Origin of the sequence: Bradyrhizobium sp. 155 (assembly GCF_023101105.1) — a bacterium.
In the GTDB taxonomy this organism is placed as follows: Bacteria; Pseudomonadota; Alphaproteobacteria; order Rhizobiales; family Xanthobacteraceae; genus Bradyrhizobium; species Bradyrhizobium canariense_D.
Window position 1 is genome coordinate 2,287,692 of sequence record NZ_CP064704.1, and the last position, 11,590, is coordinate 2,299,281.

Genomic DNA, 11,590 nt, shown 5'->3' on the forward strand with positions numbered 1-11,590 from the left:
ACAAACGGGATCAGCTAAAGGCCGGATCCCGCCGTTCATAGCTTGCGCCGGGCTTGGTCATCACCACCCATGCGATCCGCGCAATCTTGGCCGCCAAGGCCACGGTGACCTTGTTAGTGTGCATGCGTGCCTGAAGTCCATCAAGCCACGCGCCAAGGCGGTATCGCGAGCGATCAAGATGAGTCACGCAGGAACGGGCGCCATGGATGATCATCCGGCGCAGATATCGATTGCCGCGCTTGCTTATCCCCAGCAGCTTCGTTTTGCCTCCCGTAGAATATTCTCTCGGGACAAGACCTAGCCAAGCTGCCATATCGCGGGCCTTTTTGAACTGGCGGGCAGATCCAGCTGCTGCCAAAAGCGCCGTCGCGGCCAGCGGACCAATGCCCGGGATGGTCATCAATCGACGTGCGGTATCGCTTTGAGAGGCAATTGCCTCAATCTCGCGGTTGACCTCGGCAATCCGCAGCTCCAGCTGCCGCAGCTCGTCAAATGTAGATGCAAGAATGCGACGCATCGCCGAGGTTAGATCATTCGACTGATCGGCCAAAACCCTCGGCAGATCAGCCTTGAACTTGCCGGCGCCCTGGTGAATAGCGATCCCATATTCCAGGCAAAAAGCGCGCATCTGATTGATGAGGCACGTCCGTTGCGACATCATCCGATCGCGAACACGATGCAGCGCTTGCAGGTCAATGTGCTCAGGCGACCTTAGCTCGACGAAGCGCATCGTTGGTCTCGTCACGGCTTCGGCGATCGCCGCGGCATCGATGATGTCATTTTTGTTGGACTTCACATATGGCTTCACGAATTGAGCTGGGATAATGCGAACGGTGTGCCCCATGGCGGCGATCTTGCGGGCCAACCATTGTGAGCCGGAGCAGGCCTCCATCCCCACCAAAGCCGGTCCTGCACGTTCGAAGAACTGCAAGAGCGTATCGCGCCGAAAGGTCGCCTTCTGGATCGGCATTCCGGCGGCGTCGAGCCCAACGACGTGGAAAAGGTTCTTGCCAATGTCGATCCCAAACACCGTTGCCGGCCTGGGCTTGTTCCGTGTCCTCATTGCTTCCTCCTTTCAAAAGCCAACTCAGTCTGACTGAGAGGACGGGGCGGGTCATCCCATTAGTGGTGACGCCCGCGAGGAAGCGGAAAGCTGTCGCTCATCTGGTGGATGCCCACGGGATGAGCGAACGGCGGGCGTGTAAAGCCATCGGCTATTGCCTCGGCCCGCCGTTACAGCTTCATCGACACCGATCAGAAGCGGATCGGGCTCGATACCACTTTGGATGTGCTTGCGGGGTACCAGTTCACCCCGAATGGCTGGTCATGGCTTGTCGCCGCGGGCGTGACGGCCGTGAACAGTCATCTCTATGCCGCGCCTGGTTTGGCTGCGTCTAACACGCAGCTATATGGGCTTAAGGTTCTAACCTCTCTCTACGGCAAGCCGACCGACCAAACGATGGTCTATGTCCAGGCGCACTACAATACGGCGTCGGAGTTCTACTACGTGCAGGGCAAGACGGGCATTGCAATCGCGCCCAACGTTTTCGTGGGGCCCGAAGCAGCCTACTCGGGCAGCTGGACCTATAACCAGGTTCGCCTTGGCGGACACATTACTGGGTTTACCATCCTTGGTATGAACACGGGCGTCTCGCTCGGCTTTGTGCGGGATAGCAACTACGGCAAGGGCGTGTACGGCGGCTTGAACTTTCAGGTCCCTTTCTGATCAGCTCCCTGCGCTGGCTGGCCGCGTGACGATTTTGCGATAGACCTCCTGCACAGCTCGTCGTGGCAAATTACCCGCAATTGTCATACTGCCGCTCGATGTCAGTAAGTCGCCTTCTGGCCCTTAGCAGAAACGGCGTACAAGCCGCTGCGATGTCTGTTCTCCGTCCGATTGTGTTGCCAAACTCCGGTTGAGACGACTCGCGAACCGTGATTCCGTTGGTTTGAGGCGGCATTTGCGGGAGCAGCGGATGTTAGGTCGGCAGGAGAGCGGTCAGGGCCAGTTCTTTTACTCCTTTGATCTCGACAAGGTGGTGCCGGTTGATCACCTGGTACGGCAAATCGACGGTTTTCTGGACCTGAGTTGGGTGCACAACGAGCTCGCTCCATTCTACTCCCACACTGGCCGTCCTTCGATTGATCCGGTGCTCACGATCCGGATGCTGGTCTTGGGCTACGTATTTGCACTTCGTTCCGAGCGTCGGTTCTGCGCCGAGGTCCAGGTCAATCTGGCTTATAGATGGTTTTGCAAGCTCGGCATCGAGGATCATATCCCTGATCACTCGGTGTTTTGCCGGGCGCGGCGCGAACGCTTCCGTGAGAGCGATGCCTTACGCCGGGTTTTTGAACGTGTAGTGGCGCTGTGTATTTCGGCGGGGCTGGTCGGAGGCGAAGCGTTCTCAGTCGATGCGAGCCTGATCAAGGCCGATGTGAACAAGACTAGGCGACTTCCCGGCGACCAGCCTATTACCTGGCCAAAGGCGGAGGAAGCATCCCATGCGGTGCGCGAGTACATCGCAGCGCTTGATGCCGCCAATAGCGATAAGGACGGCGATGAAGACGGCGGCGGTTCAAGTGAAGGCAGCCGTCGCCGCAAGCCTCCCAAGGAAGTCTCGCTCACCGATCCGCAAGCAACATGGGTTACGAGGCCGGGCGTGGATCCATTCTTTGCTTATGATGCGAACTATCTCATCGACAACAAGGCCGGGATCATCCTCGATGCGGTAGGCACGCGCGCGAACCGTGCGGTTGAGATTGCTGTCACCCAGATCATGGTGGACCGTGTTGAGCGTCGCTTCGATCTGCGCCCCAAGAGATTGGCAGGCGACACGGCTTACGGCGCGGTCAGATTGCTCAAATGGCTAGTGGATCGCAAGATCACGCCGCACGTTCCGGTGTGGGACAAGTCGGCACGCCCCGATGGCACCTTTAGCCGAGCGGACTTCGTCTTCGACAAAAAGCGCAATGTCTATGTTTGCCCGGGTGGCGCGGAACTGACCAGCACCGGCAACATCGATCAAGGTCACATCGTTTACTACAGGGCCAGCAAGAGCGATTGCTCTGGCTGCGCCTTGAAGCCCAAATGCACGACGGCGGTCGTGCGCAAAATTACCCGTGACGTCAACGAAGATGTGCGCGATCATGTCCGTGCGCTGGCCAATACGGAAGCCTTCGAGCAATCGCACCGCGAGCGCAAAAAGGTCGAGATGCGTTTTGCTCATATGAAACGCATTCTCAGGCTCGACCGGCTTCGGCTGCGGGGCCTGAATGGCGTCAGGGACGAAGTGCTGCTCACAGCCACCGCGCAGAACCTGAGGCGGCTGGCCAAGCTAATCTGCCGTCCCCCGCCACAACTGGCAGTCGCGTGCTGAAATCCGCCGCAAAACGGAAACCGCCGACACCCCTTACCAAAAAAACCGCCGAAACTCCAAAGCCAAGCTCGCCCCCAAGTCAGAAACGAGTTTTGCAACACAATCCGTCCGACATCGGACGTGACCGCGCATGTCCGCATCCGGTTCATGCATGCGATGTTCAGCGCGTAATCTGGCAACCGCCGTTGCAGCGCCCCACGGCGCACGCATCCAGACATCGCGCTCGCTAAGGAAACGGTTACCGGTCACTGTCACCATTTACGTATAGGTCGCATAAATGCGGCAGCGCATTCTGAGAACACTCTAATTTTCGACACGCCCGATTGGCGGTCTCTTGCAGGGAGGGACCCAATGTTTAAGGGCTTCACTGTGGCAGTTGTGGCGCTGATTAGTACGGCGCAAGTGGATCAATACCTAACCAACGGTCGGTACACCGACGCGGCCATGGCTATGCTGCGGCAAATTCGTCACGCGTTGGATTTTAGATAGTTCTTTGCGAGGGAGACGCCTGATGGAAGGCACTTCATGGGCTGATCTCAATCGGGACGAACAGCGTGCCATCGCGATATTGGGAGCCGGTCTTTCCATCGAACTTTGCCACGCACTTGCTCTCCTGACGCTAGGTCGGCTCGGTCTGACCATAGGGTCTCATTTGACGATTGCTGGAGACGCTTTGCGGAGAAATGCCGTTCTGAAGGGTTTAGCAGGGTAAACATAGGACTGCGCTCGGGCATGCCAAACGCGATTGAACTCATTGTAGACGGTTACGTTAGCTTGAATGACCGGGGGGCTCTCGACGATTTGCGCATGCAGCGCCGGAAGCTGGCCGTAGACCTAAAGGCGCGCACAGGTTTTGATTATCAAGCAACGGTCCAGCAGATCGAAGACGATATCATCGTGATCGAGGCTGGGCTGGCGCGGTTGGATGCGGCGACGAGCTAACCTCCCGAAGCCGTTCGTGTTCAAATCTGCGATTGAAGACGCGCAAGAGCGCGGCCGATGGCCGCTTGTTTGCTGGGTGAAAGTTGCACATGGAAAACACCGGCTCGCGACCTACTCGACGTCAATCATTCCCTCCTTAGTAATGCGCAGTTTTCCGGACGTAGTAATACCCTTGTGCCTGAACGGCCGCTTTGATTTCGTCGCTGACCTTGAGAACTCTTGCTCTGCTCTTGCGCCACTTGTGTGCAGAGTAAAGCAGGGGTACGGCAGAGCCTGTACTCAGAACGAGCAAGTCGCGCTTGCTGCTGCGATAGACATCATACATTTCGCCCCCGCGATCATGTCGAACTACGCATGAAATATATTTTGGTCGGCTCGATGAAGAAGCTTAATATCTCGCATGGCGGTGTAGGTTGTAAATATGCAACGCCCGCGAGTTTTTTGCTCGGTGCCTTCCAAGCGGGGGCAAACTGAGGTGCCGCCCCGGCGGACTGTGAATTGCGGGGAAATCACCAGCGGCGGCACGATGAACTTAGGTTTTGTTTGTATGTTGTTCGTATGCCACGCCAACGCACCAACTCTGCTCTTGATCAGTACGAATTGGCGGTCGATGAGATCGTGACCGCTTGCGACGGTGATCTGCGCAGTGCGCTTCGAGCGCTCATGCTCCTCAACGAGCAGTTAGAGCAAGAGCTGACGCTTGTGAGCAGCGGGGTCCGTCCTCCTGACAAGCGACTTCATTAAAGTAAGTTGTGCTTGCGTATTGACATGCCCCACCACGCATCCGGCGTCATCCTGCTCTCAGCTTGGGTCCCGCCGATCGCCGGTTGATCCAGAAGCACGCCCGGCATCGGCGCGTGGTTGCCGGCATAGCGGTTGACTGGCCCCATGAGGCGGGAAGACGCCGGAGATCACCGAGCGGGCGTGGCTGCCAGATGACGACAAAGACACCGTCCGCCATGACAACTGAAGACGAGCGCGCCGCATTTTTCACGGTGATGGAGCGCGCCAACCGCGTCGGTGCGTTGTTGCCGGAGCGGATCGAGCACATCGATATTGACGATCCTGTTGTGCTCGCTGAATTGCGCGTGGTGATGGCCGAGTTCAACGCGACGTGTGGGGCTCTACTGGGCTTTAAAAAGCCCAGTAGCACCGGCTGCCGATCTCTTTTTGGGGGGCGGTTCTACAATTCTTTTTTCGGGATTTCGAAGGTTGAGCATGATCACCACCGATATCGGTCCGGCCGGTTCGCCCAATTCATCTCAGCAAATGCCTTCGCCAGCTTCTCCGGGCCGCATTTGGCTTTGAACGCTTCCCATTCTGCGCTGAAGCGCTGCTTCGCTACCTCCAATGTCGTCGCCTCGCCGAACGGCGCGCTGGGAATGGCCGGTGTGACGTTCCAAAGCCAAACGGCGGGCGGGCGCTCATGGGCAAGCCGGATCCCCCGATCAGCTGGCCGTCTCCAAACACCATGAAATCGTCAGGGCGGATTGCGCGGAGGCGGAGCATGTCAATCCTGATGCAGGTCTATGTTTGGAAACATCGTCTCCGCCGAAGCTCGCAGCATATCGAGTAGCATTCGCGCCTCTTGAAGCTGATGCTCTAGTTTGTGTTTATTGTCGCCCGGAGGGCAGTTCTCGATCAGCGCACGGGGTGTGCTGCAGGCAGAGATCGAGCAGAAGGATCGCGCGGCGAGCATGGTGAGCGGTCTCGACCGCTTGTTTGGAAGCGGATTTCGGAAATGGGACAACTTATGCACTTAGAAACACCACTCAATTGAAAAGAGGGGTAATGTACTGAGACCCGTTTAACGCGAGTTCAATTTTCCAATTGCTTTCGTGCATTGTTCTGAGACCGACCTTAGCAGGTCATTAATAATAAATTAGGCGCCGCAATCTAGGCTGCACGGGTTCGGCTTCGCACACCCCGGACGACCTTTCTGGCAAGCTTTGACCCCAGCGCTCTGGAGGCGTTGGGGTCTTTGCGTTTTGTGGGCCTTTGGGTTTAGCGCCCGACACGGCCGCGCTTGCCGCATCAGCGGGCGACGGTGTGTGCACAATCTCGGGGCCGATCTGACGGTAAACAATACATCTACCTCGTCAGCAAATTCTGATCTGAGTTTCCGCGACAGATTTCATCGATCTCTCAGAAATGGTGCGTAGAATTGAGCGCCATGGAAAAGCGAACCGCACGCCGTCAGCGCGTATTCAAAGGCGCAATGATCGAGTTTCCCGGAGGCGCCTTCAGTTGCGTCGTCCGAAATCTGTCCCACATGGGCGCCCAAGTGGACGTGCCTAGCGCATCTGGCATTCCGCACGAGTTCACATTGGTCATCCCCAGTGCACAGTTGCAGCAACCCTGCCGCGCGGTGTGGCGCTCCGACCGACGAATCGGAGTGGCGTTTTCCTGATCTTCAGTGTCGTTGTTAGCGCCGCGCGGTCTGTGCCGGGCGTAGTGGCCTGAGTGGCTGTGCCGTGAGCGCGCGGCGGCTCGCGGGAACTGCCGTTCGTTTTTTGATCCACATCAATAGTCCCGGCCATCGCGGCGCGACGTTGCAGCTATCATGACCCGGCAGACGAACCGGCACCCAAGCCCAAGCCGCCGCCCAAACCGAAGCGCAAGGCGTCGCGGATGGACGAGGCACGGGCAATTATCGCGGCCTATGCCGACGATCTGCGGGAGCTGAACAGAAAGCTGAAGCGGAAACTGTATTGACCGGCCGAGACGGAAGCGGGCGAAGGTGTATCGCGTCGTCCGATGATCCGGCGTCGGCCAGCCGGGTCCGCCTGTGAGCCGTACAACTACGGGTGTTCCACCAACGGAACGCTCGCGTTCGCGACCTGTTCAGCGAGGACTAGTCCGTGAACCGGGACCGACCCTGAAGCACGCGAAGGTGTACCGGATCGTGAGTTGAGGCGTATGGATGCAAAATATTTTTTGGATATCGGATCAGGACACAACGGAGGACACAGCCGCGTCATGGCATTGATCTAACTTATATTTTTGCCGTCTGCGAAGCCCTGCGGAGGGCAGGGCCTGGCCCGAGACGGCTTGGCGCAGTCAGGCGGCTAGCCGTGGCCCTCCAGACTTCTGGACCTTGCGACAGGCTCGCCGATGATCCGCAGCAGCTCGGCCGCGACGCCGTCCAGCACCGCACGCTTTTCTTTCATCCGCTTACTGTGGTTGTAGACCTTGCCCGTGACGGTCGGCACGACGGTGTCGCCCTTCTTTGTCACGGCGTGGTCAAGGCATTTGGCGATCGCAGCATCGTCAAAGCCGAGATCGCCGGCCAATGTTGCCGCCGTCCTCCTCAGATCGTGAGGCGTGAACGGCTTGAGGCCCAACAGCTCACAGAGGCCGGCGGTTTTGGTCTTGTCTTTGTTTATCTCATGCTTGGTGCCGCGCAGGGCGTCGGCCATCGCCTTGCGGTGGATCGGCTGGCCCTTGTACATGGGGCTCTCGAACACAAACTGCTGGTCTGCGGACGCCAGCGCCTCCTTAATGATTTCAACCGCTACATCGGACAGCGGCTGCTGGATCACCCGCCGCTTCTTCACCCGCTTGAGGGGCACGTCGAAACGTGGGTTGTCGCCGTCGAGGTCGAATAGCTCATCCCGGCGTGCACCGAGCAGCTCGTGGGAGCTCGCGATCAAGACCATGCCAGAAGACCCTGATCTCCTCCTCCGATAGGACTCGGGTGCGCGGGTGTTCCGGATCGAGTTTCGGCAGGTTGATGCAGGGGCTGGCGGTCACATAATCTCGCCCCGCTTCAGCCGCCCAGTTGAAGAGTCCCGAGGCGGCCTTGCGCATATGACGTGCGTTGCTGACGGAGGGCTTGCCGAACTTCCCCGCGACGATGTCGTTCGACAGCGTCGCGATGTCATGCTTGGTGACGTCACCCGCGAGTGTTTTACCAAGCCGCGCACCGAGGAAGCGGCGCAGATGGCTCGCCGTGTTTTCCCAAGCCTCCAGCCGGGGCCGCATCTCGCCGTCGGGCTTACGGACCGGCGTCTTCATCCACTCGATTCGCTCCTCGATGATCTCGGCGACCGTGTTGCCACGTCGCGCTTTCGTCGCCTTCTGGTCGCGGAAGGTCTCGGTGATAGCTTCGGTACCCAGTCCCTTGAGGCCGTAGACCCTGCTGCGGGCGTCCTCGACGGTGAAGGTCTCGGGATTGTAGACGCAGAGCCAGCCGGTGCGCTGCTTTCCAGTCTGCCGGTCGGTGAACTTTTACGAGAAGGTCGCGACGCCTGCCGTGGTGATGCTGACATAGAGACCAGGGCACTTGCGGTCGTAGAGCTTGGTCCGCTTGGCGACCCGCTTCTCGCATAGGCGGTCGGTCAGGATGACGCTGCTATTGCGGCCGCGCTTGCCGGCGGAGGAGGGGGCGATGCTACTATCCATGTGGTTTCGGCTCCTAAGGCTTGGGACCAAAGGGCTCGGCTTTGAGGCTTTCAGCTTGTCGTGCGGACGCTGAAAGGCTTAGGGCCGGGCCCTTAATTTGGTGAAGCCCGCTGAAACAGCCTGCATCAGGGTAGTCGAAAAGCACGTGTTTTAAAGACTTTTGTTAGTTTCGGCGTGTTTCACCGAATGCCAAAATATAGACGTGTGGTCCTGGCCGTCGTTGCTACGGTCAAGCCCTGGCGAATGCGGCATCTGCGTCAACCGGCGCGGTGTCGGTGACTTTCGCAGGGTGAGGGAGGCCAGCAGGAACTCGGCTCCCGGGAGAGCATGGCATAAGCCGTCCAACCATCGCGCAGGGAAGGCCGAGTGATTGGCTACACCTGTATGCTGCTGTGCGGTTTCCTGCGTGTGCTTTTCGCGCAGCGGACCGCGGGTGCCAGCCGGCACCCGGTCTTCCCTGCGCCCTCTTGGACAAGAGGGTGGAATGACCAAGCAAAGCTCGGCAGCCGCGAGGACGCGAAGGCATGTCTGCAAGTTGAACCTGAATTGGAGGATGGCGATGCTGCCCTTTGCTCCGTCATTACGAGCGCAGCGAAGCAATCCAGAAATGCATCCGTGGAAAATGTCTGGATTGCTTCGTCGCAAGGGCTCCTCGCAATGACGACGTGGAGGCAGTTTCGCTCTGTCGCACTAGGCTTCCCGGATCACCGTCCCGCTGGTGCAGACATCGCGCCGTTGGAATAGCGCGACCAGTCGGGCCCGGTCGGCTGCGACGACCAGAGCGCGGCGTTGGAGTCGCGCACCGACTGGGTGATGGGATGGGGTTGCGCCTTGCGGACATGACGGCGGTCGTTCGCCGCGGCAGTCTGGATGGTGGCGGCGGCAATCAGCGTCGCGCCGAGAATGATGAAAGTCTTTTGCATTGTTTCTTTCTCCCGTGACGACGCCCGGCTGTGAGATGTGTGTTTTGTGTGTCGCCGTCGCGGCTGACATGGCGACGCGCCCGGCCGATATCACCGCTCGCGACATCACATTGGGGCGAGCCAATTTTCTAGCCTCGGCTAAATATTCGGCAATCGCGACCGGTGGCACCGGTGGACTTGCCTGCTCCAATCCGGTTCAATGGGCCAAATCTGGTTTTCAGGCGACAATGATGTCGAAATATCTGCTGGTCCTTCTGCTGATCGCCTCGCCGGCCGTGGCGCAGGTCAAGCTAACCCCAAAAACATCGGCGGCGCATCCGGACCCCTGCGCGCCGATCGGGCGGACCGCGGACGGCAAGCTGGTCTACTCCATGAAATGCGAGAATTTGCCGGTGCCGCCTCCGTCGCCGCAGGCGGAACTGAGGGAGGCGCCGCAGCCCGCCGCCGAGCCGGAGCCCGAGACGCGGCGGAGTGGCGTTTTCGGCTGGTCCTACGACCGCAGGTAACGGGCCGCGCCCCTTGCGCGAAGCCCGACGGAGTGCTCTTTGCCTGAAAATTCCCCGTGGGGCCACCGCCCCGATCCAGAGAGATGAGATGACCAAACTCGTTATCCGCGCCGGCGACTTCACCTTCGATGCCCGTTTCGAGGAGCAAGCGGCGCCCAAGACTGTCGCCGCGTTCCGCAAGGCGCTGCCGTTCGAAAGCCACATCATCCACGTGCGCTGGAGCGGCGAGGGGGTGTGGATGCCGCTCGGCGACTTGGACTTCGGTGTCGGTTACGAGAACCATACCAGTTATCCCGCGCCCGGCCAGATCATCCTCTATCCCGGCGGCATCAGCGAGACCGAGATCCTGATGGCCTATGGCGGCGTGCACTTCGCGAGCAAGATGGGCCAACTCGCCGGCAACCATTTCATCACGCTGACCTCTGGCCTGGAGAATCTGGCGACGCTCGGCAAGAGCGTGTTGTGGAAGGGCGCGCTGCCGATCCGCTTCGAGGAAGTCTGAGTGACTGGTGCCCGCTACCCGCGCGATCTCCGCGGTTACGGCCGCAACCCGCCGCACCCGCAATGGCCCGGCAACGCGAGGGTCGCGGTGCAGTTCGTCGTCAATTTCGAGGAGGGCGGCGAAAACAACATCCTGCATGGCGACCCGGCCTCGGAAGCGTTTCTGTCCGACGTGCTCGGCGCACAGCCTTGGCCCGGCCAGCGCCACGCCAACATCGAATCGATGTTCGAGTATGGCTCGCGCGCCGGCTTCTGGCGGCTCTGGCGGATGTTCAGCGAGCGAAAGTGGCCGACTACCGTGTTCGGCGTCGCCACAGCGCTGAAGCGCAATCCGGAAATCGTAGCTGCCATGAAGGAAGCGGGCTGGGACATCGCCAGCCACAGCCTGAAGTGGATCGAGCACAAGGACATGACCGAGGCGCAGGAGCGCGCGGAGATCGCGGAAGCGATCCGCGTCCACACTGCGGCGACCGGCTCGCGGCCGCTCGGCTGGTACACCGGACGCTCCTCGATCAACACCAACCGTCTGTTGATGGAGGAGGGCGGCTTCCTCTATCTCTGCGATTCCTACGCCGACGATCTGCCCTATTGGGTCAAGGGCGCCAGCGGTAAGCAGCTCGTCATTCCCTATACGCTCGACGCCAACGACATGCGCTTCATCAATCCGCAAGGCTTTGCCGAAGGCGAGCAGTTCTTCACCTATCTGAAGGATGCCTTCGACGTGCTCTATGCCGAAGGCGAGAGCGCGCCGAAGATGATGTCGGTCGGCCTGCACTGTCGTCTCGCCGGTCGCCCCGGCCGCGCGGCGGGGCTGATCCGCTTCCTCGACTACATCGGCAAGCACGAGCGCGTCTGGGTGCCGACGCGATTGCAGATCGCCCAGCATTGGCACGACAAGCTCGCGCACCTTGCGGCCGACGCATTCGAGATCGGGTGA

13 protein-coding genes and 1 pseudogene are annotated in these 11,590 nt (G+C 59.7%); 8 read left to right on the top strand and 6 right to left on the bottom strand.

The annotated features are described in order from the left end of the window. Positions 1–10 precede the first annotated feature (10 nt). Positions 11–1,063, bottom strand: a complete 1,053-nt coding sequence (locus tag IVA93_RS11085; protein ID WP_247385528.1) for an IS110 family RNA-guided transposase — start codon at positions 1,061–1,063, stop codon at positions 11–13. 153 nt (positions 1,064–1,216) lie between these two features. Here IVA93_RS11085 and bcsS point away from each other — a divergent pair, with 153 nt between their 5' ends. The 3 genes from bcsS to IVA93_RS11100 all read left to right on the top strand — a co-directional run bounded on the left by bcsS (position 1,217) and on the right by IVA93_RS11100 (position 4,319). Next, on the top strand, positions 1,217–1,726 hold the full coding sequence (gene bcsS / locus IVA93_RS11090) for a cellulose biosynthesis protein BcsS (protein ID WP_083926438.1): 510 nt from the start codon (positions 1,217–1,219) through the stop codon (positions 1,724–1,726). 250 nt (positions 1,727–1,976) lie between these two features. Further along, positions 1,977–3,377, top strand: coding sequence for an IS1182 family transposase (locus IVA93_RS11095; protein ID WP_247486096.1), 1,401 nt, complete (start codon positions 1,977–1,979; stop codon positions 3,375–3,377). A gap of 732 nt (positions 3,378–4,109) precedes the next feature. Beyond that, a complete protein-coding gene (locus tag IVA93_RS11100) occupies positions 4,110–4,319 on the top strand; it encodes a hypothetical protein (protein ID WP_018456712.1) in 210 nt (69 codons plus the stop codon). A gap of 111 nt (positions 4,320–4,430) precedes the next feature. Here the strand turns inward: IVA93_RS11100 and IVA93_RS11105 are convergent. Next, a pseudogene (locus IVA93_RS11105) lies at positions 4,431–4,644 on the bottom strand (hypothetical protein). A gap of 634 nt (positions 4,645–5,278) precedes the next feature. Here IVA93_RS11105 and IVA93_RS11110 point away from each other — a divergent pair. Beyond that, complete coding sequence (locus tag IVA93_RS11110) at positions 5,279–5,794, top strand: hypothetical protein (protein WP_247541871.1); 516 nt, start codon at positions 5,279–5,281, stop codon at positions 5,792–5,794. Positions 5,795–6,492: 698 nt separating this feature from the next. Then, entirely contained in the window at positions 6,493–6,729 is a 237-nt protein-coding gene (locus tag IVA93_RS11115) for a PilZ domain-containing protein (RefSeq protein WP_083926437.1), read from the top strand. Positions 6,730–7,387: 658 nt separating this feature from the next. Here IVA93_RS11115 and IVA93_RS11120 read toward each other — a convergent pair. From IVA93_RS11120 to IVA93_RS11135, 4 genes are all read right to left on the bottom strand, one after another. Continuing rightward, on the bottom strand, positions 7,388–7,978 hold the full coding sequence (locus IVA93_RS11120; RefSeq protein ID WP_247361304.1) for a tyrosine-type recombinase/integrase: 591 nt from the start codon (positions 7,976–7,978) through the stop codon (positions 7,388–7,390). Further along, a complete protein-coding gene (locus tag IVA93_RS11125; RefSeq protein ID WP_018456706.1) occupies positions 7,929–8,336 on the bottom strand; it encodes a site-specific integrase in 408 nt (135 codons plus the stop codon). The genes IVA93_RS11120 and IVA93_RS11125 overlap by 50 nt, the downstream gene beginning before the upstream one ends. Before the next feature lie 213 nt (positions 8,337–8,549). Continuing rightward, the gene (locus tag IVA93_RS11130; protein WP_018456705.1) at positions 8,550–8,723 is read right to left on the bottom strand and encodes a hypothetical protein; all 174 of its coding nucleotides are present in this window, start codon (positions 8,721–8,723) and stop codon (positions 8,550–8,552) included. A 704-nt stretch (positions 8,724–9,427) separates the two neighbouring features. Beyond that, positions 9,428–9,646, bottom strand: a complete 219-nt coding sequence (locus tag IVA93_RS11135) for a hypothetical protein (protein ID WP_018456704.1) — start codon at positions 9,644–9,646, stop codon at positions 9,428–9,430. Between the two features lie 227 nt (positions 9,647–9,873). Between IVA93_RS11135 and IVA93_RS11140 the strand changes: the two genes are divergently transcribed. The 3 genes from IVA93_RS11140 to puuE all read left to right on the top strand — a co-directional run bounded on the left by IVA93_RS11140 (position 9,874) and on the right by puuE (position 11,590). Beyond that, entirely contained in the window at positions 9,874–10,152 is a 279-nt protein-coding gene (locus tag IVA93_RS11140; protein WP_018456703.1) for a hypothetical protein, read from the top strand. Between the two features lie 88 nt (positions 10,153–10,240). Next, positions 10,241–10,654, top strand: coding sequence for a DUF3830 family protein (locus IVA93_RS11145; RefSeq protein WP_007601448.1), 414 nt, complete (start codon positions 10,241–10,243; stop codon positions 10,652–10,654). Continuing rightward, positions 10,655–11,590 (top strand): allantoinase PuuE, encoded by a 936-nt coding sequence (gene puuE / locus IVA93_RS11150; protein WP_247297953.1) that lies wholly within the window; start codon positions 10,655–10,657, stop codon positions 11,588–11,590. It begins immediately after the preceding gene.